Consider the following 26931-nt stretch of genomic DNA (forward strand, 5'->3'; position numbering starts at 1 on the left):
CATGGGCGGCACGGGTGTCATCGATAATTTCCTTGGGGTCTTCAGCAGCTACATCGACAGCGGCTTTGGTCTGCTCGGTGGTGAGGTGGCCTTTATCGCGACAACGCTCATCGTCATCGATGTGACGTTGGCCGCGCTCTTCTGGCCCTGGGGTGCCGATGACGACATCGTTACCCGTCTCGTGAAGAAAACGCTGTTCGTCGGCGTCTTCGCTTATCTCATCGGCAACTGGAACAGTCTCGCCCGGATCGTTTTCGAGAGCTTTGCCGGTCTCGGCCTGATGGCCTCCGGCACCGGATTTTCCGCCACAGATCTGTTGCGCCCGGGCAAGGTGGCGCAGGTCGGCCTCGCTGCTGGAAGGCCGCTGCTGGAATCGATCTCCGACCTGATGGGCTGGGTCGCCTTCTTCGAGAACTTCATTCAGATCGCCTGCCTGCTCTTTGCCTGGGCGCTGGTGATCCTGGCCTTCTTCATTCTCTCCATTCAGCTCTTCGTCACGCTGATTGAGTTCAAGCTGACGACCCTGGCAGGCTTCGTGCTCATTCCGTTCGGCCTCTTCGGCAAGACGGCCTTCCTGGCCGAACGTGTGCTCGGCAACGTCGTATCTTCAGGCATCAAGGTGCTGGTGCTGGCCGTCATCATCGGCATCGGCTCGACGCTGTTTGCGCAGTTCACCGCCGGCTTCGGCGGTGTCACGCCCACGATTGACGAGGCGATGGCCGTGGTTTTGGCGGCCCTGTCCCTGCTCGGCCTCGGGATCTTCGGCCCGGGCATCGCGAACGGCCTCGTTTCAGGCGGACCGCAACTGGGTGCCGGATCCGCCGTTGGCACTGGCCTCGCGGTTGGCGGCGCTGCCGTCGCCGGAGTTGGGGCCGCCGGGCTCGCGGCCCGTGGTGGCGCGCTCGCCTTGTCCGGGACCGCCGCTGCCGCTCGCGGCGGTGCAGCGATGGCGGGTGGAGTCTCGACCGCCTACAGCCTCGGGTCGGCCGGCCAGTCAGGCGTTTCTGGTGTCGCGTCCGGCCTTGGCGCTGTGGCAAGTGCCGGGGCGCAGGCCGCGGCATCGCCGCTCAAACGGCTGCAGTCAAAGGCAGCGGAAAGTTTCCAGGCGAGCCATCAATCCGGAGCCCGGACAGCCTTCGAGGCGACGGGTGGCACGATTGGTGACGGAGGCACGCCTGATGCCTCGGCCACGCCCCCAACTCCCGCTGCCGATGGCCCGCCTGCCTGGGCAAGGCGCATGAAGCGGTCCCAGCAACTTTCCCACGGTGTGTCCGCTGCTGCCCATGCCGTTCGTTCGGGTGACAGCCACGGTGGCGGCGCTTCTATCAATCTCCAGACAAGCGATCGCTCATGAGCCTCTTCAAACGGTCAACCGTTCACTACGGCAAGTCCCCAGAGCCCATCACACCTTACCAGAAGGCCGCCCAGGTCTGGGACGAGCGCATCGGCTCGGCTCGCGTCCAGGCAAAGAACTGGCGGCTGATGGCCTTCGGTTGCCTCATCCTCTCCGGTGGTTTTGCCGCGGCACTCATCTGGCAGTCTGTCAACGGCACCGTCGTGCCCTGGGTGGTGCAGGTGGACAAGCTCGGGGAGACGCAGGTGGTTGCTGCCGCCAACCCCGATTATGAACCGTCCGATCCGCAGATTGCGTTTCATCTGGCGCGGTTCATCGAGAAGGTCCGCAGCATTCCGGCCGATGCCATTGTTGTCCGCCAGAACTGGCTGCGGGCCTATGAGTTCACCACCGACCGCGGGGCGCTCGCCCTCAACGATTACGCACGCTCAAACGATCCCTTTGCCAGGGTCGGCAAGCAGCAGATCGCGGTCGAGGTCTCCAGCGTCATCCGGGCCTCGCCCGCCAGTTTCCGCGTTGCCTGGATCGAACGGCATTACGAGAACGGGCAGCTTTCCGCGACAGAACGCTGGACGGCGTTTCTGACCATCGTGATCCAGCCACCGCGTGATGCGGAGAGGCTGCGGGCCAATCCGCTTGGCATCTACATCAATGCCATCAACTGGTCGCGGGAGATGGGGCAATGAGGACGGCTTTCCGTAAATCCGCGTTTCCGGCTTTCCGGATCTCCGCAAGCACGGCTTTGCTTCTCTGTGCAACGGCTTTGGCGGGCTGCGCGACCTACACGCCTCCGCAGATCACCTACGATCAGACTGTGCCGCCCCTGCCGGCGGTACCCAAGACTGAGAGCGATGAGCGGCCAAAACCCCTCCATACGCCGCCGGCATGGCCCCCGGCCAAAGGAGGCAAGGTGGCAAAAACGTCAGCTGGCAGGATCGAGAATGCCAATGCGGCTGCGCGCATCGAGCCGCGCCGGGAAGGTTATTACAATGCCATTCAGATCTATCCCTGGTCGGAAGGCGCTCTCTATCAGGTCTATACCGCTCCCGGAAAGATCACTGACATTGCGCTGGAACCGGGGGAAGCCCTGACCGGTGCCGGCCCGATCGCGGCAGGCGACACGGCCCGCTGGATCATCGGCGATACGACCAGCGGCTCCGGCGAAGAGCCCCAGGTCCATATCCTCGTCAAGCCGGCGCGCCCGGACATCGAGACCAATCTGGTCGTCACCACAGACCGGCGGGTCTACAGGATCGAACTGCGCGCAAGCGAGGGCTCCTATATGCCCGCGGTCGCCTGGAACTATCCCCGACCTTCGTCTTCACAGCGTCCCGTCGTCCCGGCAACGCCGCGCATTCCGGCAGTCTCTGCACGGAACTATCGCTATGGACTGACCGGCGACACTCCGCCCTGGCGTCCGGTCGCCGTCTATGACGACGGCAGGCGGGTCTATGTCGAGTTCCCGGGCGGAATCGTCCAGGGGGAGATGCCGCCGATCTTCGTTCTCGGACCCGATGGAAAGCCGCAAATCGTCAACAGCCGCGTCTACAGGAACATCCTGATCGTCGACCGGATTTTTGGTGCCGCGGAACTTCGCCTTGGCAGCGGCAAGCATCAACAGACAGTCAGGATTGTTCGAACGAATGGAAAACACCATGACCTGACAAAGGAACATGGTGCTGGTGATCCTTCAGAGCAACCAAAGGTCGGCAATAGAGGCGAGGGGGCATGAACGATCAAGAACAGAAAAGGGAAGGTGGCGATCCACACACCAATGCTGACGTTAGGGCGGCAATGCGGCTGCGACCCGATCCGCCCCGGGTCACGCGTCTTTCGCGCAAGGTGCTGGCGGGGGTCGGGTTCATTGCCTTGCTGGGCATCGGCGGTGCCTTAATCTATGCGCTTCAATCACGGGACCGGAGCGAAGGAGGCGAGGAACTGTTCTCGACGGAAAACCGCAACACCGCTGATGGCCTGAGCACTCTGCCGAGCGACTACACCGGCCCGGTACTCGGCCCGCCCTTGCCGGGAGATCTCGGCCGGCCGATCCTCAAGGCACAGGAACGCGGGCAGCCGGTTGTGCCGCCGTCGATCCAGACACCCAAACTCGATGAGCAGGAACAGCGCCGCCTCGCCGAGGAAGAGGCGGCGCGCACCAGCCGCGTCTTTTTCCAGACGGGACAGGCCGCGTCGGGTGGTGCAGGGCTCGGCGCAGTGCCGTCGATCGGCGGCAGTGCTCCAGGTGGTGTTGCGGCACAAGACAGCAATACCGCGTTCCTGAATGCCTCCGTGGACCGCCGGACCACGGCACCCGATCCTGTCATGGCGCCGGCATCGCCATATGTGCTGCAGGCCGGGTCCGTCATTCCTGCCGCGCTCATTACAGGGATCCGCTCCGACCTGCCCGGGCAGATCACTGCTCAGGTCACTCAGCATGTCTATGACAGTCCGACCGGGAGACTGCTTCTCATCCCGCAGGGCACCCGTATTATCGGCGAATATTCCAACGATGTCGGCTTCGGCCAGCGCCGTGTGCTGCTCGTCTGGAATCGGCTGATCTTTCCGAATGGCCGCTCCATCGTGCTCGAACGCCAGCCAGGAGCGGACACGCTTGGACATGCCGGGCTGGAAGACGGTGTCGATTACCATTGGTGGGATCTTGCCAAGGCGATCGGGCTGTCGACGCTGCTCAGCGTTGGGGCGGAGCTCGCGGCAAGTGACGACGATCGCCTGGTTCAGGCGATCCGCGAAGGCGCTCAGGACACGATCGACGATGCTGGGCAGCAGATCGTTCAGCGCCAGTTGCAGGTCGCTCCAACGCTGACAATCCGGCCGGGGTTCCCGGTGCGGGTAATCGTCACCCGTGATCTCGTGCTCGAACCCTATGGAGGCTGACCATGGTAAAATTGAAACTGGGGCCGTTGCCGGACGACAAGCCGGTCAAGGTGAATGTGGAGTTGCCGGCGAAACTGCATCGGGATCTGGTGGACTATGCCGAGATACTTGGAAGGCAGAGTGGGCAGTCCGTTGAGGATCCTGCAAAGCTGATCGTTCCGATGCTGGAAAGGTTCATTGCGACGGATCGTGGGTTTGCAAAGGCGCGGCGTAGTGTCAGTCAAGACCGGCAGGTGAGGGGTATCGCTCTTCCAGAAGAGCGATGAAGTTGGCCAATGCCGGATTGTCGTTGTCATGTCGCCAATGTGCCGCATAGTTTATCCGGCTCGGACCGTTGCCATCACAAACTTCACGGTAGACAACACCGGCATATTTTGCGCCCATAGAAGCTTCCGCTGTAAGAGTTATTCCGAAATCCGCTCCCACCAAGCTTTTGATGGTTTCTCGACTAGCTTCATGAAGAATGACATTCGGTCGCTTGCCGGGCCGCGCTAATTTGGCTTGGATAATATCCGAGAACTCCAATCCTGGATCATTTTGGCTAATCAGAAACGTGTCATCCTTGAGATCTGTCCAATGCACGACGTTGTGCTTGGCAAATCGATGGGATTCAGGTAACGCCGCTATAACGCGTTCCGTCCATAGTGTCATTGATTGTGCCTTACCGGAAAGCGGTGTTCCGGTTGTCACGGCAACATCAACGGCACCGCTAGCAAGTCCGGAACGCAATCGTTCACGTGAGCCTTCAACCGTTCGAATTTCGACGTTGGGAAATCGATGCCAAAAGTCGATCAGGCTGGCTCGAAGTTTGCCGGTCGAAAGAGAGGTGTTAAAGCCAATCGTGACGCGACCGGCATGGCCTTGGCCAATTTCCTCAGCGCTCAAAAGCAAGTGATCGAAGGTATCGACCAAATATCTTGAGGTCCGCATGATTTCAACACCGGCTGCCGTAAGTCGCACACCTCCGCTGGATCTTTCAAATAGCAAAACACCAATTCGAGCCTCCAACTGTAATACACAGCGACTTAAGGTAGATTGCTTAATGCAAAGCTCTTCAGCAGCGCGACGAAAACTTCCCAATTGTGCAGCAATAGCGGCGTATCTCAGATGCCTTAACCCGATTTCCCTTTTCAAGGTATCTGTCTCCGTTGTCGTCAGTTTTTCTTGCTTGCTGCAGTTGGGTCATTTTCCCGAAACGAAAATTAACTTTATTAGTAGCGATAAGAGCTGAATATAACGCGTAATTACTGGTACATTCAGTTGTCAGACTTCGGAATCTACCTTTGTCCGATCGATAAGCCCAATCGGAGTTCAGATCTCTTGTTTGATCGCGAATGCGTTGATTGGTGCCACAGCGGCAAAGGTTCCCCGACATGACCTCATCAATTTCCACGTCGCTTGGCTCGGGGCTCTCCGACAGCAGCGCAGATGCCGACATGATCTGTCCGGACTGGCAATAGCCGCACTGAACGACTTCCTTGCCGAGTCAGGCTTTCTGGACCCTGGATCCGGCCTCGGTGTTCTCTATCGCCTCGATTGTAGTAATCTGGGCGTCATCGATGCCGTCGACAGGCGTGACACAGCAACGTGTTGGCCGACCGTCGAAATGAACGGTGCAGGCGCCGAAAATTGCCATACCGAAACCGAATTTTGTCCCGGTCAGTCCCAGTACGTCTCGTAGTACCCAAAGCAACGGGGTGTCGCCATCGACATCGACCTCATGCTCCACAACGTTTACCCGAAGTACGGTTGTCGTTTTGAAAGTCTCTCCCTGTTAACATTTGATCTAGTTTCCAGAGTAAGGTCCCGAGGCAATGTCTCATATGTCATTTAGGCGGCGATTTATGACATAGCCCTGCCGATGGACGGGATGCGAGCATCGGTGGAGAATGAACACCGCGCAGGCCGCCAGACAGCGCTGCAGGCTTTGGTGGGTGGATGATTTAGGGTTGGTGCGGGCGTGCCCTAAATCGCCGTTTATTTGACCTTTTCGAAATAAAATTTTCGCACAAGCAAGATGAAACAGTCTAGAAAGAATGCGTCATGCAGCGTTTAGCGCTTTCCCGCAAGTTTGGAACAGTGTTGCGCAATTCCTTGCAATTCCTCACGCTGAAAACGGCCCGACGTTGATGGAGTGTCGTCTGCACGGCGGCGCAAAATAGTCGGTACAATGCTGACACCCTCACCGACGGAAACCTTCTGGCGATGCGGTCCGTCTAAGCATCAGAACATGACGTTGGCGGTGCAAAACAGTCACTGCGGCAATCATTTCGAAAGCCGATTGGCAGGCTGCTGCATTTCGCAGCAATTGTCGGAAAGGGGCAATTACGCCATGGAGGGGGAAGCTGGCGATGGATTGCGACAAACACGGTGTTTGCAATCAACTCAAACGCCGAATTCGCAAAGGTCAACTTGATCGCGGTCGTTCGTACGCCTTCCGGAAGTATTAGGCATCCTTGCCACGATTGCTTCTTTCGTCGGCGATCATGCCATCGCCGTGGCCAGTGCGGAGCAGGATCTCGAAATGCCTTCAGATGCATCCACCCTGGTCCGGGAAGGCGCGGAGTTGATGGATCTCAGCGTGCAAGATGACAAGAGCTTCAACGTGGTTCACGGTTACTCGCTGCCCAATTTGAAGCGCGACGACTTCACCTTGGCACCACCACACGCCGCCAGAACGACTAACCAATCCCAATTTCAAACCAGTGCCGTAGAAATACGGTAATGCCAGACGCGACAGTTGCCTCGTAACATTGAAGGGGGGACAGCTTTACGGCAGGTGGATTAGACCGAGAACTGCAGGGGGCGAAAGCTGGTATCGTCGAGCGCAGGCTTGTCCTCCCATATGGTATTTTCCAGTGAGATTTTGGAATGCTACCCCTCATGCCCTGGGGATGGGATATCGTCTTTCAGGCCATCGACGATCGCTTCGATGAGGGCCGCAATTCGTTGCGGACGAACTGACGAGATGGATGAAATGCGTGGATCGGCAACTCCGGCTTTGCCCACTCGGGTAGTACTTCCACCAACTCTCCAGACTTCAAATCATCGCATACTATATTGATGCGTTAAAACTAAAATAGCTAGGTAGTGCAATTATGTTAACGAATTATCTATGGTTATTTTATGACAGACTTGGAAAGTCTTTTACTTGTTTTGGGGGATATATAAGTGGATAGAATAGACGCAATGAAAGTCTTCGTCTCGGCTCTTGATGAAGGCAGTTTCGCCGGAGCAGCAAGACGTCTGGGAAAGTCGCCGGCAGCTGTCAGCAGAGCCGTTGCCTTCCTGGAAAGGCATGTCGGAGCCGAGTTGCTTCATCGCACAACACGTTCTCTGAAATTGAGCGATGCGGGCGAACGCTATGCTGCTGCCTGTCGGCGTGTGCTTGCGGAACTGGAAGAAGCCGACATTATCGTTGCCGGTGAGCGCTCCTCTCCACGTGGACTGCTAACAATCACAGCACCTGTGGCTGCCGGAGAGGAAATTCTTCGGCCGATTGTCGACGATTTCACGGAAATCCACCCCGCCGTCAGCGTTAGGCTGCATTTTCTCGACCGTCCGGCCAATCTGATCGACGAAGGTATGGATCTGGCGCTTCGCATTGCTCATCTGGCCGATTCAACACTCATCGCGATCCGTGTCGGTGAAGTCCGGCGCGTGATTGCCGCCGCACCTCGCTACCTCGACACCAATCCCGTCATTCGAGAACTGGGCGATATTGCCAATCACCAGATCATCGCCATGACTCATTTCGGCATCGACAGCTGGAGCTTTCCTTCGGCAGACGACTCAGCGGTCCCGCGCACAGTCAGATTTTCACCGCGCCTGATCGTCAACAGCATTCGCGGTGCAGTTGCGAGCACCGTCGCCGGACACGGCCTCACGCGCATGTTTTCATACCATATCGCAGAGCCGCTCGAGAACGGTTCGCTCAAAATTCTGTTGCCCGAAACAGAAGCAGCCCCTTTGCCGGTGCACCTGATCGCTCCACAGGGCCGGCTTCAAGTCCCCAAAGTGCGCGCCTTTGCTGATTTTGCGGTCCCGCGGCTCAAGTCGCATTTTGCAAAACTGAGCATCGATGCCGATCGCGCGGCAATTCAATCGCCCGGCGGAAGATAGACTTCCAGTCAGCGGCTATTCGAACGCCATTTGCTCCATCCCAAATGTTCGGTGACCGGAAAGACCGGTTTGAAACTTGAACATCAAGAGGACTGTCATGAGTACCGAAAAGAAAGTCGCTGTCATCACGGGTGCATCGCAAGGGATCGGAGCCGCATTGGTCCGTGCCTATCTGGACCGCAACTACCGTGTCGTCGCCACCTCGCGCTCAATCAGAACGTCCAGTGATCCGGATGTGCTGACGATTGCCGGCGATATTGGCGATCCTGCCACTGGTCGGCAGGTTGTCGAAGAAGCGGTGCAAAAGTTCGGCCGCATCGACACGCTTGTAAACAACGCAGGCATCTTTGTCGCAAGCCCATTTACGCAATACTCTGCCGAACAGTATGCCCAGGTGGTTTCGACCAACATCAACGGATTCTTCCACATAACCCAGGCTGCGGTCGACAAAATGGAAAAACAGGGAAGCGGTCACGTTGTCAGTATCACAACCGCTCTGGTGAACCAGCCTCTTTCGAAGGTTCCATCCGTCCTTGCATCACTCTCCAAAGGCGGTATCGACGCAGCAACACGCAGTCTCGCGGTGGAATATGCCGGCCGAGGTATCCGGGTGAATGCCGTCGCGCCTGGCGTCATCAAAACGCCAATGCATGCGCCCGAGACCCACGAATTCCTGGCAGCGCTGCATCCGGTCGGACGGATGGGTGAAATCAGCGACATCGTCAATGCGGTTCTTTATCTGGAATCGGCTGGTTTCGTAACAGGCGAGACGCTTCACGTCGATGGCGGCCAAGCCGCAGGGCACTAACCAATTCACTTAAAGGGAAACGAGATGCCTTTCGTAACAGTTCAACTGACTCGCGAAGGAACCGAGGCCGGCGTTGATCACGTCACAGCCGAAGAAAAGGCCGCCATCTATGACGGCATCAGCAAAGTATTGCAGGACGTTCTTCGCAAGCCTCCGGAATGGACTTGGGTCGTGATCCAGGAAGTCGAACTTGAGGATTGGGGCTGGGGCGGATTGCCTGTTGCTCAATACCGCAAAAAACTTGCCGAAACCCAGTCCGCTTAATCGGCCTGGCACACCAGCGAGGAGAAGCTCATGTCATCGTCTCATCATCTCCTTGAACGAATTGGCATCCGATTGCCAATCGTCCAGGCACCGATGGCCGGCGTCTCCTCGCCGTCTATGGCTGCGGCGGTCAGTAATGCCGGAGCGCTTGGCTCTATCGGCGTCGGGTCCACCGACACCGCGGGCGCTAGGGCCATGATTGCCGAGATACGTGCCCAATGCGCGCTGCCTTTCAATGTCAATCTATTCTGTCATCGGCCTGCTGTTTCGGATGCTGAACTCGAAACGAGGTGGATAGATCGGCTTCGTTCGGAATTCAGCATTTTGGGGTCAGCACCTCCCGATGGCCTGACAGAAATCTACAGAAGCTTTGTCGAAGACGATGAAATGCTCGCGATGCTGCTGGAAGAACGGCCTGGGGTCGTTAGTTTCCATTTCGGACTTCCTCGCAAAGACGCGATCCGGGCACTTCGGGAAGCAGGAATTCTGTTGCTTGCCTCCGCGACAAGCCTTGCCGAAGCCCGTTTAGTGGCAAATTCGGGCGTGGACGTGATTGTGGCTCAAGGCTGGGAGGCCGGTGGACATCGCGGCGTCTTCGATCCCGATGCCCCGGATGATCGCATCGGTGTAATGGCTCTTACCCGTTCGATCATTGTCAACACCGGTTTCCCTGTAATCGCCGCAGGTGGAATAATGGACGGCGCAGGGATTGCTGCCGCACTTCGGCTCGGGGCATCGGCCGCGCAGCTCGGTACGGCCTTCATTCTTTGCGAAGAAAGCCTCGCCGACGATGGGTATCGCACCGCACTTCGCGGAGAAGCCGCATTTCACACTGAAATGACCAGTGTAATTTCCGGCCGCCCTGCCAGATGCCTCCCGAACAAATTTACGAAATTTGGTGCAGGTATCCAAGCTCAGAGCGTGCCGGATTATCCAATCGCCTATGATCTCGGCAAAACCCTGCATGCATCTGCGAAGGCAAAAGGAGATTTCGGGTTCGGTGCGCAATGGGCAGGTCAAGGAGCTCCGCTCGCTCGCGCGATGCCGGCAGCCGCGTTGGTGGCCGAACTGGAGACAGAGCTCCGTCAGGCGACACGCTGAGACGATCGCCTTCAACGGTGTCCTAGACGCGCGGCGCTGATCTCAATGGTGTGCGACCAAGTGGTGGGAATAAGCGAAAAGTCCAGGACTGCCGCCTGTCATGACAAATAAAATCTCTTCGCCCGGGTTGAATTTCCCCTCCGCAAGGTCGGCCAGAATTCCGGCGAAAGCCTTGCCGCTATAAACCGGATCGAGCAACAAGCCTTCCTGTGTGCCCATGAGGTGCACTGCCTCCACCATAGACTGCGTCGGCAGTCCATAGCCGGCGCCCAACTGGCTATCGGTTGTGTGAATGTCGTCTGGAACAAGTGTGGGCTGGTATCCCAACATCTCCAATGTGGCATTGGCCTTGTCCAAGGTTGAGCCGCAAGCCGCTTTGGCGTCTGTCAATACCGAGTAGGATCTGATTTCATCAGATCTGTTCCCGAGCGCGCACCATCCTGCTAGCAAGCCGGCATGGGTGCCTGCGCTACCATTGGGAACCAAAATTGAAGTAAACCGAGTGCCGAGCTCCCTTGCTTGCTTCTCGATTTCAAGTGCGCATTCAACATAGCCTAGACACCCGATTGGCGACGACCCGCCAAGTGTTGCGACATAGGCGGATCGACCGGACCGGGCCAGGTCTTCAACTAGCCGACTTACGTATCCGCCGACTTTATCGCCCGAAGACAGCTCATGAATTCGCGCCCCAAAGATTTGATCCAGCAACACGTTCCCGCCATGCACATAGTCAGGATCTGAAATCTCAACCATGTTTGCGAGTACAAGTTCACACGACAGTCCGTTGCGGGCAGCTGCGGCGGCTGCCAAACGAGCAAAATTTGACTGACGACCTCCGGTCGCAATCAACGTGTCAGCGCGTTGCGACAGGGCGTCGCCAAGAAGATATTCTAGTTTTCTGAGTTTGTTGCCGCCACCGCCCAATAGCATCACATCATCGCGCTTGACGTAAAGCTTGATGCCAACAGCGGTCAGATTAAGCGCTTTCTCGACACGTTCCAGTCGGTGAATAGGTGTTCTACCACTCATCAACTTACATTTGGGCCAAACTTTCAGGGCGTCGAGCAGTGACATGGGTGTTCCTCTGCGAGTTCATCGAACCAGAGCAAATTTCGGCAAGAGTAGTCGCCTGTGGATTTCACGATTAGACTCAAATCTTTTCCGCAGTAGCTTTGACCAATGAGGAATTACCCCATGTCTCGTCCCAGTTCTAAAAAGGTGAATATTGTTCTATTTGATCGAATCTCAAAGCGATGCGACATAAGGAGCGCTTCATTTCTTCAATCAGAGAACGACCCCTTGAGTGAAGATTGCAATAGTACTAAAGACGCCCTTCCTTTTGTAAGTCTTGCTGAATTCTGTATATGCGCTCTTCGGCTGCTGACAATGCGAGAGGATGCGTGTGAACGGAAAATCGGCCGAGCACAAGATCGTAAGGATGAGGTGCAGCTGATCCGATGACTAAGTCGGTAGGTTCACAAGCCAAGAACGTAATCGCGCCACCACCTGGCTCGAACACGACAAACTCGCCTGCACCTATCGGCGCGGGTGTGCGGAGGCTGCCGATACTGACTGCTGCCCATCCCACAGTGTGTCCCTCGGGTGGCTGATATGTCCAGATCTCATTGGCTTTTAGCCTCACAGCCAAATAATTAATGGGTGACGGAGACACCCATGGACTTGTCGCGTTTCCGTACGTGCCAATGATGACGCTGGCAGGACCGATTGTTTCGATCTCCGTTTCGTCCCGGTAAAGGCTGAACGGGTCGGCAAGCTCTTTGTCTCCAGGAAGGGCGATCCAGAGCTGAAAGCCGCGAGCTTTTTCACTGTCGCCTGCCCCACCCCCATGCCAAGCACCCCCACCAGCGCTGAACCACTCAACGCTTCCTTGTTCAAGCAACCCAGATTGCCCGTTGGTGTCTTCGTATCTCACATTGCCTTCGAACAGGTAGGTTACGGTCGCAATTCCTGAATGCGGATGCATGTCCATGCCTGGAAAGGCGTTGCGATTGAGATCAAAATGGTCGAGGAAAACGAAAGGTTTTAGAGTCTCCCCCAGATCACTTGGACTCACAAGACGTGTGATCCCGTTGTGACCATTTCCCCGCGTCCGCCCTACGATGTTTCTGGTCGGAAAAATGTCAGCGATTGAACAAGGGTCCGTTTGTTGCATCATGTGGCTCTTTTTCGTCAGGTGGAGGACAAACCGCGAAATTTGTAGATAACCTTCCGACAGATATCGCTACGGTCGGCAAGGGTAAATCCGAATAAATTTGACAAAATTTTTCAATTTTTCTGAATAAGGCCAATCGGTTTCGTTGCTCTCCCGGTACATCACCATTCACAACCTTTGACAAATCTGCTCCATCATCCAGGTTCCTGCCGGTCCAGGTGGTGCATCGTTCCGATAGGCAATCTGCATTGGATATTTACCTCCAGGGAAGTCACGCAGCTTGAGTGCGTAAAGCAGACCGGCTTTCAGATCATCTCGTACCATCGGTTCGGGCATACCGCCCCAGCCAATCCCCGCAACCAACATTGCGCGCTTCGTTGTCAGGTCTCCGACGCGCCAGAGCAATCCTGACACGACACCGTATGCGTTCTGATCTATCGCCTCTTCACTTTCCGTGAGCACGATCTGAAGATGCTCACGCGCTGCACCCGATTTTTGAAGTGCTGGTCGCGCCAATGGGTGATCCGGGGAAGCAACAGGAATGATGTTCACCCCATCTAGCTGATGTGTCGTAAGGCCCGTGTTGTCCATATGCACCAGGCCACCGATCCCGATTTGAGATCGGCCAGACCTGAGCAGTCTTTCGACTCCTTGCATACTGCATCGTCTTAGCCGGAGCGGAACCGTGGGAAAATTTTCGCGAAAAGCCTTGCAGAGTTCAGTCAGCACTCGCACGCAAACCATCTCGTCGACTACAATGGAGACTTCAGCTTCTAATCCTTCCTGCAGGCCCTTCACGCGCGCGCGCAAAGTGTCTGCAGCATGCGCAAGCGCGCGCGCCTCCGCCACCACAGCTTCGCCGGCGGCAGTCAGCCTTGGCCGGCGCGTCGTGCCCCGGTCAAACAATGCGACACCTAATTGCTCTTCAAGCGTGTCAATTGCATAGCTGATGGCCGACGTAGCGCGATTGAGCTTGCGAGCCGCCGCAGCAAAGCTTCCGGTTTCGACCACCACAAGCAAGACCTGAATTTGATCAAGGCTGAGCGCAGGCGCGACAATCATATCAAAAATCCTGAATAGTTTTTTCGATATTATCCATATTTTCCTACTGCTGCCATAGTCGGTAAAGCTAGCTGCAAGCGATTTATGCCGCTTGGCGGTGTTGCGTGGACCGGACTGCGGCGATCCAGTTCGTCACTCGCCAATTCAGTCCTGAATTCCAATGCGCTCAGAGGCCAGCTGTGTTGGAGCGTCGGGCAAATGACTGGTACCGAATTGGGGTCGCCGGACTCCGGGCAAGAACGCTGAGAGCGCATTCGGAAGTCGCCATCAGCAGAAATGACCTCTCTTTTGTCTAACTTGAAAGGAAATTCAAAACATGGCGGTGCCGAAAATAGCAATAATCATTGGCAGCACGCGTGACGGACGGTTTGGTGAAAAACCAGCCAAATGGATCCTGGAATTGGCCAACGCTCGCGGCGATGCGGCTTACGAAATCGTAGACATCCGCGACTATCCACTCCCGTTCTTTGACGAAGGCGTGCCACCCACTTATGCATTACCCCAAAATGAAGTGGCTCAACGATTTGCTTCGAAAATCGCTGGTTTCGATAGCTTCATATTCATCACTGCAGAGTATAATCACGGCATTCCGGCGGTACTGAAAAACGCTTTGGATCATGTCTATCAGGCGTTCAACCGAAAGCCGGCAGCGTTTGTGGGCTACGGTGGTGTCGGTGCAGCGCGCGCAGTAGAGCAGCTTCGTCTAAACTTGATTGAACTTCAAATTGCTCCGCTCAGGAATGCGGTCCACATCGGAATGGTCGAATTTCTAGGGCTATTGAATCAGGAAAAGGTCTTTTCCGATTTCCCTCATCTGGAGGCTTCTGCGAAAGATATGCTCGACGACCTCTTCTGGTGGACGGAAGCTCTCATGGTTGCCCGAAATACTGGCTAGCTTCTCAGTCCCGATATTTGATACGACCTGCCACTGATCATTTATCCAGCTGCAGCCAGAGTCTGGTTGTTTTTTACGCCGTTTGGCCCAGGTAGAGCATCGCTCGCCGCGCTGAGATCTTATCTTGCTCAGCGGGCGGGCGGTTGCTTCGGTCAGGGTTCGTCCATAGTCAGCCGGGGTCTGGTGTTCAAGGCTGAATGCGGGGGGGTTAGGTGTTGTATGACCTGGCAAGCGAAAACCCTAGCCTACAGCGGGTTTCAGATTGATCATTAGGAGCGCCTGGATTGAAATCATCCGAGACAGATTCAGGCCGCCGTTCGCTCGGTCAGTACTTGGCGTCCACCCGCCAAGATCGGAAATTGACGTTGCAAGATGTTGAAGAGGCCACCGGCAAAGAGGTCTCCAACGCCTATCTGTCACAAATGGAGAATGACAAGATCAAGAGGCCATCTCCGAATATATTACTTGTTTTGTCAACAGTTTACGACATTAGTTACGAACAGCTGATGGAGATGGCCGGGTATTCCACTTCTTCGAAGAAAGCAAAACCTGGTCGACGGAAGGTTCCCACATTTGCCGAACACAACCTGACCGCCGAAGAAGAACAAAAACTGTTGGAATACCTCCAGTTCCTCAGAAGCAGGAAGTAGAAGTCCAGCACCAACAGAGCGTCTAATCAGGGCCTCTCGCAGGCGGGTGAAAACGCGGTAAATGCTTGGTTTTGATGATTATTCTGTAACTTTTGGAGGAGTTGTTTTGATCAAGACGTTTCAAGCGGCATTTGTATCGGCCAATTGAGGCAATAAGGCCTATTTTAGATTCTGACGTACATGACATTTACGCAACGATTTATGACATAGCCTTCTCATAGCCACTGACTCAGATGAATAATGAGGTAATTTGAAATCGAGAGTTTCAGCGAAATCAGAGAAGCTGTCCAAGAAGTGTTGAAATCGGCCGGATTTTTGGAATTGCTCACGTATCGGTTCACAGCCTAAAACGCGCTCGGCTGCAGCTGTGGTGCAGAGTTGGGGCGGCCAACTCAAGTCTGTCGGCAGGGCAAAGGGATTTCGGAGCCGTTTGCCGCACCGCCCACGCGATTTGCGGGACTGTCTGTTGGGAAATACACGTTGCGGGCCGTAATGCCCTTAATCTGCCCAGTCGGGGATCAAATCGTCGCCTCGGCAATTTGCGTGTCCGAACCATAGACACGGCGCAGGCTGCGACGCATGGCTTGTGGCGGTTGCCCGTAAACGCGTAGAAAGGCGCGGCGCATGCGTTCGCGGTCTCCGAAGCCTGCGTCTCGAGCCACTTCGTCAAAGGAGTGCCGACCTTCTTCCAGCATGGTGCGGGCAAATTCAAGGCGTAGTTGTTCCACCATTTTGGCTGGGGGCATTCCGGTTTCGTCGTGGAAAACCCGGCTGAACTGACGCGGACTTAGGCCTGCGACATCGGCCAATTCCTCGACCGACAGTGTCGATTGCAGGTTCTCTCGCGCGTAAGTCAGCGCTCTGCGAACGCGGTCCGAGCGCGGCTTGACATCGAGCAGCACCGAGAACTGCGATTGGCCACCAGTACGCCGGTAGTAGACCACGAGCCTCTGCGCGACGCCGCGGGCAATTTCTGCGCCGAGATCGTCTTCGATGAGAGCCAGTGTCAGATCGATGGCGGCGCTCATCCCGGCTGAGGTCCAGACATTGCCGTCATTCACGAATATCCGATCTTCTTCGACGCGGACGTCCGGATAGTCCTGCTGCAAGTTCCTGGCGTAGACCCAATGGGTCGTGGCGGTGCGCCCGTCGAGCAGCCCCGCCTCAGCCAGAACAAAGGCTCCGGTGCAAACGCCGGCAACGCGCCTTGCCTCTTTTCCTGCGCGGGCAAGATAGGCCTTGAGTGTCTCCGTGATCGGCTTGGGCTTCATCTTGCCCAACACCATTAGTGTGTCCGGCATAGCGTCCAAAGGTTCTGTCTGGATGCACAAACCCAGCGACGAACGCACCTGTGAGCCCGCCTCGGACATGACCGTAACTCGGTAAAACTCCCGTCCAACCAGCATGTTCGCGAAATCGAAAGCTGAGAGGGCGGCGAGACCCATGACCTGGAAACCATCCTCCGTCACGAAGCCAACTGTCCTCATGTCGCTGATCCTTCTCAGTTGGGGGATGTCTTATTTTGTTGTTTATATGACATTTAAGTCAGACATGTCCAGAGCTATGATCCGTTCAATCAAACTCGTTTTACGATTGAAAGGAAATTGCAATGACCACGTCAAAGGGCGTCGTGCTTATCACCGGAGGTTCTTCAGGAATCGGTGCCATCTATGCAGATCGATTTGCGTCCAGAGGACACGACTTGATCCTGGTGGCGCGCAATTCGGAGAAACTTAGCGCCGTCGCAAATAACCTCAAAACCCTATATGGCGTCGATGTTGAAAAGCTTGTGGCCGATCTCACCGAGCATGGGGATCTAGCTGTTGTAGAGCGTCGACTTGCTGATGATCGTTCAATCACCCATCTGGTGAATAATGCCGGCTTTGGCGCAGTGGCGCCGCTCGCCCAATCCGACGCAGACGACATGGAACGGATGATTGCGGTCAACGTGACCGCGCCGATGCGATTGTCTCGTGCCGTAGTGCCGGCTTTTGTCGAGCGCGGACAAGGTACGATCATCAATATCTCTTCCATTCTCGCTATTTTGCCGGAAATCGCGAACGGCGTTTACGGCGGAACCAAATCCTTCCTTCTGTCGTTCAGCCACAAGCTCCGGTCCGAACTGGAGGGCACTGGTGTCCATTTGCAAGTCGTCCTGCCCGGGGCAACAGCGACTGAATTCTGGGACGTGGCGGGCCTGCCGGTCTCGAACCTTCCGCAAGAATGGGTGATGTCGGCAACCGATCTCGTCGACGCTGCACTGGTGGGATTGGATCGGGGTGAGTACGCCACAATTCCTTCCCTGAGCGACGAGAGCCAGTGGGACGCTTGGGAAGCCGCGCGGCAGGCGATGAACTCTCATCTGTCAAACGTGAATGTTGCGCCTCGTTACACAACATCAAGCGCTGCATAAGCAAACGGATGGGTCGGCAGTTGCCCGGCCCAACCTCCAGTGTTTTGGGAAATGTCATGACCGGGTCCTCTTTCCTTGAACTTTCGTCGGCGAACCGCGGATTGATTGCTCTGCTTGCAAGCCTTGCTGCCATCGGCGCACTCTCCACCAATATCATTCTTCCTGCCTTTCCCGATATGGCAGCTGAGCTGGGTGTTGGGTCGCGGGCGATGGGTTACGTTCTGTCTTGCTTTCTATTTCCGTTCGCAGTTGGCCAGCTTTTCGTCGGACCCTGGTCCGATCAGGTAGGGCGCAAACCTGTGATTCTGAGCGGGCTTTTGCTCTTTGCTGCCGGAAGTATCATTTGCGCTGTGGCACAGGACCTTTCGTTGCTGCTCGCAGGACGCGCCATACAGGCTCTCGGTGTTTCTGCGGCAACGGTGTTGTCGCGCGCCATTGCGCGAGATCTTTTCGAGGGTGAAGCGCTGGCAAAGACTCTCGCCCTCACGATGACCGCCATGGCTGCCGCTCCAGGATTTTCCCCACTATTGGGAAGTGGTCTCGCCGCGACGGTTGGCTGGCGCGTCACTTTTGTGCTGGTTGGGGCGTCAGGAATCGTCATAGCTGGGATCTATTCGTCCAGGCTTGGTGAGACGCGCTCTTTGCACTTGCGACAGCGTCTGAGTTTCGTGACTATTGTTTCTTCCTACATTGCTATCGGGCGAGACCAGCGGTTCATCCAGCCAGCGCTGGCTGTCGCCCTGGTGCTTGGCGGGCTTTATGCCTTTTTCGGCATCGCGCCGTCGATCCTGTTGGGGCGTATGGGATTATCGCCGGTGCAACTTGGTCTGTTCTTTGCAGCGACTGTCTTCGTGGTCTTTGGCGCGGGAATGGCTGTGCCGCTGCTGGTTCACAAATTTGGAGCCACAGCACTCTGTCGTGCCGGGACGCTGTTTGCCATCGTGGGAGGGGGCGTCCTAGTGTGGCAAGGCGATAACCTGCCGGGTTTCAGCGCGGGTCTGGTCCTCTACCTGTTGGGCATGGGATTGCTGAACCCCGCCGGAACCGCGTTGGCGCTGCAACCATTTGGCCGTGAGGCGGGACTCGCGTCAGCCCTTCTCGGGTTTCTGCAGATGGTGGTCGCCGGCTTTGGAACCGCTGCGCTCGCGACCTTTTCAGTTTCGCCTACGCTGGCCCTGGGAACAATGCTGACAATTCTTGCGTTCCTCGCGTTTTTTGTCATTCCGCGATCGCACTGATGTGAATGCCCCTTCCCTGACTGATAGTGTTTATGAGTTTGCCTCTTGCGGGAGCAATGTCGGCAGGCGACCCGGTTCCGCCCCGAGGGGCGCCGTGCTTCCCGTACGAGGTCAAACGCACTTGCTGTTGATCATCAGGTCTTTCATCATCCAGAATTGACAGCGTGGGCAATGGTCTGGTCAGGACAATCAACGCAAGTGGCGGATATCCAGTGAAATCCGCATATCGGGAACGCTTGCGCCACCGGGTACCCGTAAACGCATAGAAATGCGCGGCGCATGCGTTCGCAGTCTCCGAAACCTGCGTCTCGAGCCACTTCGTCAAAGGAGTGCCGACCTTCTTCCAGCATGGTGCGCGCAAATTCAAGGCGTAATTGTTCAACCATTTTGGATGGGGGCATTCCGGTTTCGTCGTGGAAAACCCGGCTGAACTGACGCGGACTTAGGCCTGCGACTTCGGCCAACTCCTCGACCGACAGTGTCGATTGCAGGTTCTCTCGCGCGCAAGTCAGCAGATTGAGCGCGGCTCGAGATCGAGCAGCACCGAGAACTGCGATTGGCCACCAGTACGCCGGTAGTAGACCACGAGCCTCTGCGCGACGCCGCGGGTAATTTCTGCGCCGAGATCGTATTCGATGAGAGCCAGTGTCAGATCGATGGCGGCGCTCATCCTACACCTAGGTATGATTAACTTCCGGCCCTACCTCAACTACCGTTGCGTCATTCGCATCATCGTATTCCTCCCCAGTGATGCGTATGACGTGCACCGTACTTGAGCCGGTATCTGCCCCTCGGCTGAAGATCCCCAATGCAACGTCTCACTTGACCGCCTCCTTCCCCCAGGAGGCGGTCTTTTTCTATTGGCGCTGATGCCAGGAGGAAATGAAAACTCCAGATTCAGGCGCTCCGAACTACGGGTCAAAGCAATTAACCGAAGGACTCCGCGCTGAACTGGAAGAAGTTTATAGCTGGTCGCAACCCATTGAGAGGGGCAAAGCTGCCTCGCAACCGGTCTTCGGTATGTTCTTTTTCTCCCGGAAATGATCGCTCAATGGTTTGCGACAAGGACTCTCGGATTATTTCAAAGCTCGATCCAGCGCATCCTGCAATGCGACGTCGCTGAATGGCTTGACCAAGCAGTCCACTGCGCCGCTTTGAAGAAGTGGAATTCTCTCATTCTCATTCTTGTGCGCAGTGATGAATACAATTGGGATCTTTTCCCCTCTTCGAAAAAGCTCTTCCTGGAGTTCAGGACCTGACATGCCTGGCATTGCTACGTCGAGAACAAGACAATCCGTTTTTTTCAGCCATTCGGACAAGAGGAATTCGGCCGCAGAGGAGAATGCACGGACGTCAAAACCAAAAGTCCGGATAAGGTCGGGTAGGGCCTCCCTAACTGACTCGTCGTCATCGACGACTGAAACGAGTGGATCTTGCATCTTGATCATGAAATTGGTTCCGAAGGCGGCGTGTTATTCTTTGCTCACCTGTTGACTGGTAGAGCGAAGCCAAAAAAGGCGCCACCGGAAGAATTATGTTCCTCCCAGATTCTTCCTTGATAGGCCTCGACAATGGAGCGGCTGACCGTTCCATCGTCACCCAAAACGGGATTGGCGCGAAACAAGCACCATCGAGACTGCCTGTTCCATCTTATAAGTCGTGCCTCGGTTTCTCCCAGAGCGCCTGACGCGAGCAACCACTCCCACACGGATTGGAGTAGATCAGAGTCATCAGAGCGTGGCGCCGCCGTCCGTCCCGCAGCCCTCTCTGTGATGATCCCAAGATATGCCAAGAAGTGCTCTTTGAAGAAATCCGCGCTGCCATCTGGTTCCGTCGACCAAGCCATCTCAGGGATGGCGTCAATCACATTGTGTAGTTCGCCAGCGGCTAAGGCGCGGGTGTCGGCACGAAACCACAATGCCTCGTCGGCTGCAATAGCCGCTTGGCTGACGGCAATGTGCAGGACGATGCGATCCTCATCGCTAGAAAACGATGAGGCCATTGATCCGGCGACGAGCACTCCGACTCTTCCGTGGATACCGAGCTTTTCGGTCGCACCTTTAACAGGATACTGACTGCAGTCGAGATCGGCATAGCGTGGCCAGTCGCTTGCGTTCGTTTCTACGGTTTCGATCAAGTCATCGATCAGTGCCGATACGCACCCAACTGAACGTTCGTCATAACGTTCAAGCAGTACATCGGAGTAGTCCCCATGCCCGACAACTCTCAAAAAGAGGAAGTCGGCATCGAGTATCGCACTTAATGCATCGAGCAACACCACACCGATGTCCTTGGCGGTCCCGCCAGTCCATACTGCCGGAAGAGCTGGTTCACTCAAGATATCGTTCATGCAGCGCCGGAGCCTTTCGTTCTCTGGCGCCACCATGACCATTTCTGGCATCTCATTCAGCAGCGGCCGACTGCTCCCCCTTTTGCAGAATTTCTTCCATGCAACTCCTTTAAAAATTGGGCTGGCGGGATATAGAACGGGTTCTCCCGAAGAACGCCGCCGATGCCCACGACCGGGTGTGTCCGCAGAATGTCAACGATTGTGTCGCCGCTGAACTTTGTCAGATCGTAAGCACTGATCACGACGTCATCGTGCTGGTCCCACAGATCGTTGACACAGGACTCGAACTCAATGAGATCAGGAAGATGCCGCTGGCTGTCGGCCGCCCATTCCAAGTCACAGACGTTGGTCCTCAAGGGAAAGATTCCTTGCGGATTGCCACTCACCAGAGCGGTGAAATCATCCACCATGCGATCTTGATCGAAGATGCCGGCACTTAGGTAACCGTCGACGATGGTCCGAACTTGAAGTTGACCGGAACGCTGCATGGCTGCGGGCTGTATTTTCATCACGCGACCCCGCTTATCGAGCATGCCGATGTTATCTAACTGCAACCGTTTTCCATCCGCACGTGATTCCAAGCGCATGCGTTAGAGGCTGCACGATGGATTTTCCGTAGGGTATTGTCCAATGGTATCGGGTCGTGAGCGGCTGCGATCGGCGGCTTTGCCTCGGATTGTGCTGCAAGGATGTGAGGATAAGAACGTCGCTGGAGCTGGGCAATGGATCGTATTGACGCGATGAAGATGCTTGTCACTGTTGTGGAGGAGGGGACTTTGGCAACTGCCGCTCGGAAGTTGCAGCGCTCGTCTGCAGCAATAAGCCGGGCGCTAGGTCTTTTTGTAAAGCATGTAGGCGTCGAACTTCTCCATCGCACCACTCGCAGCCTAAAGCTCAGCGAAGCCTGACAGCGTCATATCGAAGCCTGCCGAAGAGTAATTTTTTGATTTCGAAGAAGCAGATATTATTGCCGGAGGCGAGCAGTCTCCGCCACGCGGGGTGCTGACAATCTCAGCGCCCCCTACCAGTCCGTTCAGTGCTCGTTGTCGTTCCCCCCCCGTTCTTTTCTCATGCTCTTAATGACCAGCGGCCGCGCAGCGAAGCGCTGATGCATGGTCAGCGGCCGAAACTTAAGCCGAAGCCATCGCATCGATTCGACCGAGAAGGCGACTGGTCATTTCCTGGAAAATCCAGCCGTTCCCACCAGGATCGCTGAACGAAGCGAAGGTTTCATAGCTCTCGCGTCAAGGGGGCGGACCAGGAGGTAGATTTCTTTATCGCGACGGTGAAACACATCGCCTGCGTCATGGAAAACGCCGCTCTTCTCGGCGCCGCAGGAGGCAAAAGCCGAATGAGCCAACTCGATGTCGGCTGTCCATTATCCGGTCGTGTCCGCTTCCGACCTATTTCGGCCAATCCATAAGTATCGCCGATACCATGGTGCAATAGCGCCAGAGCGGCCACCGACTGACCCTAGACACAGCTGATAGGTGTCAAATCAACGGAGCACGTCATGTCAGAAGATGTTGAAGCAAACTCCATTTCACTCGCGCCGACCCGGCGCGAACTTCTCGCCGCTACGGCGGCGACAGCTGCACTCAGCGTCCTGCCAGGACACCTTCGAGCAGCGTCTCCTGACGACGCGATCCGGCCTTTCAAGGCGGCCATTCCGCAGCAGGAAGTCGATGAACTGCGTCGCCGCGTTCGTGCGGCTCGGTGGCCCGGGATGGAAACCGTCGTGGATCGTTCCCAGGGCGCCCAACTCAGGAAGTTCAAACCGCTCGTCGAATACTGGGGCACCGGTTACGATTGGCGCAAATGCGAGAACAAGCTCAATTCGTTTCCGCAGTTCATGACAAAGATCGACGGGCTCGATATTCATTTCATTCAGGTAAAGTCGAAGCACGAGAACGCCCTGCCGCTGATTATGACACACGGTTGGCCGGGCTCGATCCTGGAAATGATCAAGACCATCGGACCGCTGACGGATCCGACCGCACACGGCGGCACGCCGGAGGACGCGTTCCACGTTGTGATGCCCTCGATGCCAGGATACGGCTTCTCCGAGATACCGTCGGACACAGGGTGGGGTCCCGATCGTATCGGACGTGCATGGCATGTCCTGATGAAGCGCCTCGGTTATGACCGCTACGTTTCGCAAGGTGGTGACTGGGGCGCTGTGATCTCCAACGCGATGGCTCGGCAGGCACCGGAAGGGCTGCTCGGCATCCATATCAATATGCCTGCCACTGTGCCTCCCGATGTGGCCAGGTCACTGACAAACGGCGAACCCGCTCCGGCGGGGCTGTCTCCGGAGGAGAAGGCGGCTTACGAACAGATGAACGCGCTGTACACCAAGGGTGCGGGATATGCCCTGATAATGGTCACTCGTCCCCAGACCCTCGGCTATGCGTTGACGGATTCCCCCGTCGGCCTTGCTGCCTGGTACTACGACAAATTCGCCGACTGGACCTACAGCGGCGGCGATCCCGAGAAATCGCTCACACGCGACGAAATGCTTGATGACATCTCACTCTATTGGTTCACCGGAACGGCCGCCTCCGGCGCACGGCTTTACTGGGAGAACAACGCCAACAACTTCAACGCCGTTGATATCAAGATCCCAGCTGCCATCACCGTCTTTCCAGGCGAGATCTATCAGGCGCCAAAGAGTTGGGCCGAGAAAGCCTATCACAACCTCATCTACTACAACAAAGTCGATAAGGGTGGGCATTTCGCAGCATGGGAAGAGCCGGACCTTTTCAGCTCCGAACTGCGAGCCGCGTTCAAGTCACTCCGCTCGGTCTAGCAGTCTGGCCTGATGAGCCTCGCAGCGGGATCCGGCCAACCCGGATCCCGTCGTGGGCCAGATCAACTTATCCCGCAAACATCAGGAGACTTGAAATGACCATCATTGGGGAAGGAATCGCGCTTGTCACTGGCGCGTCATCTGGCCTCGGAGCGATTTACGCCGACCGCCTTGCTCGTCGCGGATATGACCTTGTGCTCGTCGCTAGGAACCAGGATGCCCTCGCCAAAGTCGCGAAGGACCTTTCGAGCTCGACCGGACGCACGGTGACCACAATTCGAGCCGACCTTGCGCAGCGGGAGGATTTGCTGAAGGTCGAAGGGATCCTGCGAAGCAATCCTGCGATAACGATGCTCGTCAATAACGCAGGCGTCGGCGCTGTCGAACCTCTGCTGGTGTCCGACGTCGAGGCAATGGAGCGGATGATCAAGGTCAATGTGACGGCATTGACGCGCCTCGTATGCGCGGCGGCGCCATCGTTTGCCGCTCGCGACAACGGCACGATCATCAACATGGCGTCGGCGCTCGGAATCGCACCCGAAATTCTCAACGGAGTCTACGGGGCTACCAAGGCATTCGTAATCGCGTTGACTTTCTCGCTGCAGAAGGAGTTCGCGGACAAGAACATCAGGATCCAGGCTGTGCTTCCCGGCGCCGTGGAGACACCTTTCTGGGATGCCTCGGGCGGGTCGCTGGATCGGCTTCCGACCGACATCGTGATGAAACCCGAGGATACCGTCGATGCAGCTCTGGCGGGATTGGACATGGGTGAGCTTATCACACTGCCGTCAGTGCCTGATGAAAATGACTGGAAAGCTTACGAGGCCGCACGCCAGAAGCTGATCCCGAACCTGTCGCGAAGTGTTCCGGCGCCGCGCTACCACGTCTCCGACGTGACGCACTAGCAGTGGTCAGGAAACGGGCTGTCGTGTTGCGGGCCGAATCAAGACGCGGCCGCTCAACAACGATAACATTTGAGGGTGTCGATGATGACCGACCGAGATCTTTTGCGCAGCTTTCCCCGAGAGCGACTGCTGAAAGGTCCAACGCCAATCCACCGCCTGGCACGCCTCGAAGATGTGCTGGGGGGACGGAGTAGGGGCGTATCGATCTGGGCGAAAAGAGACGATTTCATGGAACTTGGCGGCGGCGGCAACAAGCTCCGCAAGCTTGAATTTCTCTTGGGGCAGGCGAAAACGGAGGGATGTGACACCCTCGTCGTGACGGGAGGAGTTCAATCCAACTTCGCGCGACTGGCCGCCGCAGCGTGCGCCAAGACGGGGCTCGCCTGCGAGCTCGTTTTAGCCCAGATGGTCCCTCGAACGACCGAAATTTATCAGGCGAACGGCAATGTTCTTCTCGACCGCCTGTTTGGTGCCCGTGTTCACATACTGAACCCGGGCGATGATGCTGGCACGTATGCGAAGCGTCGTGTCGATGAGCTCGCCGAAACTGGTAGGAGAGCCTTTCTTGCACCCCTCGGCGGCTCAACGACGATCGGTTGCCTCGGTTACGTGGATTGCGCTTTTGAACTCGCCCAGCAATCAGCTGAAATGGGTGTCGCGTTCGACCAGATCATCATCCCCAACGGCAGCAGCGGCATGCACGCCGGGTTGGCTGCTGGCCTGGTTCTTTCGGGGTCTCACCCTTCGCGGATTGCCGCGTACACAGTTCTTTCGCCTGCAGACAAGTGTCTTCCCGCAACCGCGGACAAGGTGAACGCGGTCCTTGAACGACTTGCCAGCGACGCTCGCGTAATCGCGGGCGATCTCCGGATAAGCGGAGCGCAGCTAGGCGAAGGATACGGCATGCCGACTTCCAGCATGATCGACGCTGTCGAGCTTCTCGCGAGATCAGAAGGGCTCCTAGTCGATCCTGTCTATGGCGGCAAGACTTTGGCGGGACTGTTGTCTGACATCGACAGCGGGACAATCGCACCTCAGTCCAAGGTTCTCTTCATCATGACCGGAGGCTCACCCGGACTTTATGCATACGCCGACGTCCTTACGTCCAATTAGTTCCATCCTGTCCCAATAATCAGACAACGAGGTTTCCATGGCAAACAAACCTAAAATCGCCCTCATAATCGGCTCCACCCGCCCGACGCGGTTCGCCGACAAGCCTGCGCAGTGGATGCTGAAGCAAGCCCAGCAGCGTGACGACATCGATGTCGAAGTCGTCGATCTACGAGATCATCCGCTGCCGTTCTTTGATGAAGTGGCGTCGAACGCATGGGCTTCCAGCGAGAGCGCCGAGGCTATCCGGTGGCAGAAAACCGTGGGCCGCTACGACGGGTACATCTTCGTCGTTTCCGAATACAATCATTCGATCACCGGGGTCCTGAAGAATGCGCTCGACCAAGCCTACGTCGAATGGGGCCGCAAGCCGTTCACCGCAATAGCCTACGGGAGCATGGGTGGTTCGCGCGCACTCGAACATCTCCGCGGCATTGGTGTGGAGCTCCAGATGGTCTCGACCCATGCCGCGGTGCATATCGGCGCCGGTGACTTTTTCGCGACTTCACCGGTTGGAGCCAACAAACCGATCGAGGAGATCGAGGCCAACCTCTTGCCGTCTGCCAAAACGGCGCTCGACGAGTTGGTCTGGTGGGCAAAAGCCACCGTCGCTGCAAAAGCCTCCGTACAATAACTGGCAAGAAGCCGCGCGGGCGTCAACTGAGCGAAAGTTCTCTTGAAGCCTTCGACACTTCTGAATAGCCCTGAGATTTGTAGACGCCTTGTTCCCTGATTTTGAGGCAAGGAGGCGATGATGGGCACGAGAAATTTCAGTGACGATT

The 26931-nt window shown here is 56.5% G+C and carries 26 protein-coding genes and 3 pseudogenes; 19 read left to right on the plus strand and 10 right to left on the minus strand.

Annotated elements, in window-relative coordinates; translation table 11 throughout:
* Position 1: 1 nt before the first annotated feature.
* Genes trbL through ACX3M4_RS20570 form a run of 5 tightly spaced genes read left to right on the plus strand, consistent with a single transcriptional unit; the run spans position 2 to position 4515 of the window.
* A complete protein-coding gene (trbL, locus tag ACX3M4_RS20550; RefSeq protein WP_459354845.1) occupies positions 2-1354 on the plus strand; it encodes a P-type conjugative transfer protein TrbL in 1353 nt (450 codons plus the stop codon).
* Positions 1351-2040, plus strand: a complete 690-nt coding sequence (gene trbF, locus ACX3M4_RS20555) for a conjugal transfer protein TrbF (RefSeq protein WP_459354846.1) — start codon at positions 1351-1353, stop codon at positions 2038-2040. The genes trbL and trbF overlap by 4 nt, the downstream gene beginning before the upstream one ends.
* Entirely contained in the window at positions 2037-3086 is a 1050-nt protein-coding gene (gene trbG / locus ACX3M4_RS20560) for a P-type conjugative transfer protein TrbG (protein ID WP_459354847.1), read from the plus strand. Before trbF ends, trbG begins: the two co-directional genes overlap by 4 nt.
* Entirely contained in the window at positions 3083-4249 is a 1167-nt protein-coding gene (locus ACX3M4_RS20565; protein ID WP_459354848.1) for a TraB/TrbI/VirB10 family type IV secretion system protein, read from the plus strand. Before trbG ends, ACX3M4_RS20565 begins: the two co-directional genes overlap by 4 nt.
* A 2-nt stretch (positions 4250-4251) precedes the next feature.
* Positions 4252-4515, plus strand: a complete 264-nt coding sequence (locus tag ACX3M4_RS20570) for a DUF2274 domain-containing protein (protein WP_459354849.1) — start codon at positions 4252-4254, stop codon at positions 4513-4515.
* Here the strand turns inward: ACX3M4_RS20570 and ACX3M4_RS20575 are convergent.
* On the minus strand, positions 4466-5383 hold the full coding sequence (locus ACX3M4_RS20575) for a LysR family transcriptional regulator (RefSeq protein WP_459354850.1): 918 nt from the start codon (positions 5381-5383) through the stop codon (positions 4466-4468). The genes ACX3M4_RS20570 and ACX3M4_RS20575 overlap by 50 nt on opposite strands.
* 193 nt (positions 5384-5576) lie before the next feature.
* A pseudogene (locus ACX3M4_RS20580) lies at positions 5577-5978 on the minus strand ((2Fe-2S)-binding protein); the annotation flags it as partial.
* 795 nt (positions 5979-6773) lie between these two features.
* Here ACX3M4_RS20580 and ACX3M4_RS20585 point away from each other — a divergent pair.
* From ACX3M4_RS20585 to ACX3M4_RS20605, 5 genes are all read left to right on the plus strand, one after another.
* Positions 6774-6974 carry a hypothetical protein gene (locus tag ACX3M4_RS20585; RefSeq protein ID WP_459354851.1) on the plus strand — a complete coding sequence of 67 codons (201 nt, stop codon included), beginning with the start codon at positions 6774-6776 and terminating at the stop codon, positions 6972-6974.
* 446 nt (positions 6975-7420) lie between these two features.
* Positions 7421-8371, plus strand: coding sequence for a LysR family transcriptional regulator (locus ACX3M4_RS20590; RefSeq protein ID WP_459354852.1), 951 nt, complete (start codon positions 7421-7423; stop codon positions 8369-8371).
* 97 nt (positions 8372-8468) lie between these two features.
* On the plus strand, positions 8469-9179 hold the full coding sequence (locus ACX3M4_RS20595; protein WP_459354853.1) for an SDR family NAD(P)-dependent oxidoreductase: 711 nt from the start codon (positions 8469-8471) through the stop codon (positions 9177-9179).
* A 24-nt stretch (positions 9180-9203) separates the two neighbouring features.
* Complete coding sequence (locus tag ACX3M4_RS20600) at positions 9204-9443, plus strand: tautomerase family protein (protein WP_459354854.1); 240 nt, start codon at positions 9204-9206, stop codon at positions 9441-9443.
* Positions 9444-9473: 30 nt separating this feature from the next.
* The gene (locus tag ACX3M4_RS20605; RefSeq protein ID WP_459354855.1) at positions 9474-10544 is read left to right on the plus strand and encodes an NAD(P)H-dependent flavin oxidoreductase; all 1071 of its coding nucleotides are present in this window, start codon (positions 9474-9476) and stop codon (positions 10542-10544) included.
* A 42-nt stretch (positions 10545-10586) separates the two neighbouring features.
* Here ACX3M4_RS20605 and ACX3M4_RS20610 read toward each other — a convergent pair whose 3' ends face one another.
* The 3 genes from ACX3M4_RS20610 to ACX3M4_RS20620 all read right to left on the minus strand — a co-directional run bounded on the left by ACX3M4_RS20610 (position 10587) and on the right by ACX3M4_RS20620 (position 13779).
* Positions 10587-11618: a D-cysteine desulfhydrase family protein gene (locus tag ACX3M4_RS20610; RefSeq protein WP_459354856.1), complete on the minus strand. Its 1032-nt coding sequence runs from the start codon at positions 11616-11618 to the stop codon at positions 10587-10589.
* Between the two features lie 247 nt (positions 11619-11865).
* Entirely contained in the window at positions 11866-12720 is an 855-nt protein-coding gene (locus ACX3M4_RS20615) for a pirin family protein (protein WP_459354857.1), read from the minus strand.
* 165 nt (positions 12721-12885) lie between these two features.
* The gene (locus ACX3M4_RS20620) at positions 12886-13779 is read right to left on the minus strand and encodes a LysR family transcriptional regulator (RefSeq protein ID WP_459354858.1); all 894 of its coding nucleotides are present in this window, start codon (positions 13777-13779) and stop codon (positions 12886-12888) included.
* A 316-nt stretch (positions 13780-14095) separates the two neighbouring features.
* On the opposite strand from ACX3M4_RS20620, the gene ACX3M4_RS20625 reads away from it, so the two are divergent.
* Complete coding sequence (locus ACX3M4_RS20625) at positions 14096-14674, plus strand: NADPH-dependent FMN reductase (RefSeq protein ID WP_459354859.1); 579 nt, start codon at positions 14096-14098, stop codon at positions 14672-14674.
* Positions 14675-14958: 284 nt separating this feature from the next.
* Entirely contained in the window at positions 14959-15324 is a 366-nt protein-coding gene (locus ACX3M4_RS20630) for a helix-turn-helix domain-containing protein (RefSeq protein ID WP_459354860.1), read from the plus strand.
* A gap of 518 nt (positions 15325-15842) precedes the next feature.
* Here the strand turns inward: ACX3M4_RS20630 and ACX3M4_RS20635 are convergent.
* Positions 15843-16811: a GlxA family transcriptional regulator gene (locus ACX3M4_RS20635; protein WP_459354861.1), complete on the minus strand. Its 969-nt coding sequence runs from the start codon at positions 16809-16811 to the stop codon at positions 15843-15845.
* A 122-nt stretch (positions 16812-16933) separates the two neighbouring features.
* Here ACX3M4_RS20635 and ACX3M4_RS20640 point away from each other — a divergent pair, with 122 nt between their 5' ends.
* On the plus strand, positions 16934-17737 hold the full coding sequence (locus tag ACX3M4_RS20640; RefSeq protein WP_459354862.1) for an SDR family NAD(P)-dependent oxidoreductase: 804 nt from the start codon (positions 16934-16936) through the stop codon (positions 17735-17737).
* 56 nt (positions 17738-17793) lie between these two features.
* Complete coding sequence (locus ACX3M4_RS20645) at positions 17794-18975, plus strand: Bcr/CflA family efflux MFS transporter (protein WP_459354863.1); 1182 nt, start codon at positions 17794-17796, stop codon at positions 18973-18975.
* Between the two features lie 146 nt (positions 18976-19121).
* Here the strand turns inward: ACX3M4_RS20645 and ACX3M4_RS20650 are convergent.
* From ACX3M4_RS20650 to ACX3M4_RS20665, 4 genes and pseudogenes are all read right to left on the minus strand, one after another.
* Positions 19122-19645, minus strand: a pseudogene (locus ACX3M4_RS20650) (GlxA family transcriptional regulator); the annotation flags it as partial.
* A 406-nt stretch (positions 19646-20051) separates the two neighbouring features.
* Positions 20052-20423, minus strand: coding sequence for a response regulator (locus tag ACX3M4_RS20655; protein ID WP_459354864.1), 372 nt, complete (start codon positions 20421-20423; stop codon positions 20052-20054).
* A 35-nt stretch (positions 20424-20458) separates the two neighbouring features.
* Positions 20459-21325, minus strand: a complete 867-nt coding sequence (locus ACX3M4_RS20660) for a hypothetical protein (protein ID WP_459354865.1) — start codon at positions 21323-21325, stop codon at positions 20459-20461.
* Positions 21326-21381: 56 nt separating this feature from the next.
* Positions 21382-21912 carry an MEDS domain-containing protein gene (locus tag ACX3M4_RS20665; RefSeq protein WP_459354866.1) on the minus strand — a complete coding sequence of 177 codons (531 nt, stop codon included), beginning with the start codon at positions 21910-21912 and terminating at the stop codon, positions 21382-21384.
* Positions 21913-22047: 135 nt separating this feature from the next.
* Between ACX3M4_RS20665 and ACX3M4_RS20670 the strand changes: the two are divergent.
* The 5 genes and pseudogenes from ACX3M4_RS20670 to ACX3M4_RS20690 all read left to right on the plus strand — a co-directional run.
* Positions 22048-22348: pseudogene (locus tag ACX3M4_RS20670) on the plus strand (LysR family transcriptional regulator); the annotation flags it as partial.
* A 490-nt stretch (positions 22349-22838) separates the two neighbouring features.
* The gene (locus ACX3M4_RS20675) at positions 22839-24134 is read left to right on the plus strand and encodes an epoxide hydrolase family protein (RefSeq protein ID WP_459354867.1); all 1296 of its coding nucleotides are present in this window, start codon (positions 22839-22841) and stop codon (positions 24132-24134) included.
* A 95-nt stretch (positions 24135-24229) separates the two neighbouring features.
* Positions 24230-25039 carry an SDR family NAD(P)-dependent oxidoreductase gene (locus tag ACX3M4_RS20680; protein ID WP_459354868.1) on the plus strand — a complete coding sequence of 270 codons (810 nt, stop codon included), beginning with the start codon at positions 24230-24232 and terminating at the stop codon, positions 25037-25039.
* Positions 25040-25123: 84 nt separating this feature from the next.
* Positions 25124-26152 carry a D-cysteine desulfhydrase family protein gene (locus ACX3M4_RS20685; protein ID WP_459359475.1) on the plus strand — a complete coding sequence of 343 codons (1029 nt, stop codon included), beginning with the start codon at positions 25124-25126 and terminating at the stop codon, positions 26150-26152.
* Between the two features lie 37 nt (positions 26153-26189).
* A complete protein-coding gene (locus ACX3M4_RS20690; RefSeq protein WP_459354869.1) occupies positions 26190-26783 on the plus strand; it encodes an NADPH-dependent FMN reductase in 594 nt (197 codons plus the stop codon).
* Positions 26784-26931: the final 148 nt, after the last annotated feature.

Source organism: Roseibium sp. M-1, assembly GCF_054515675.1.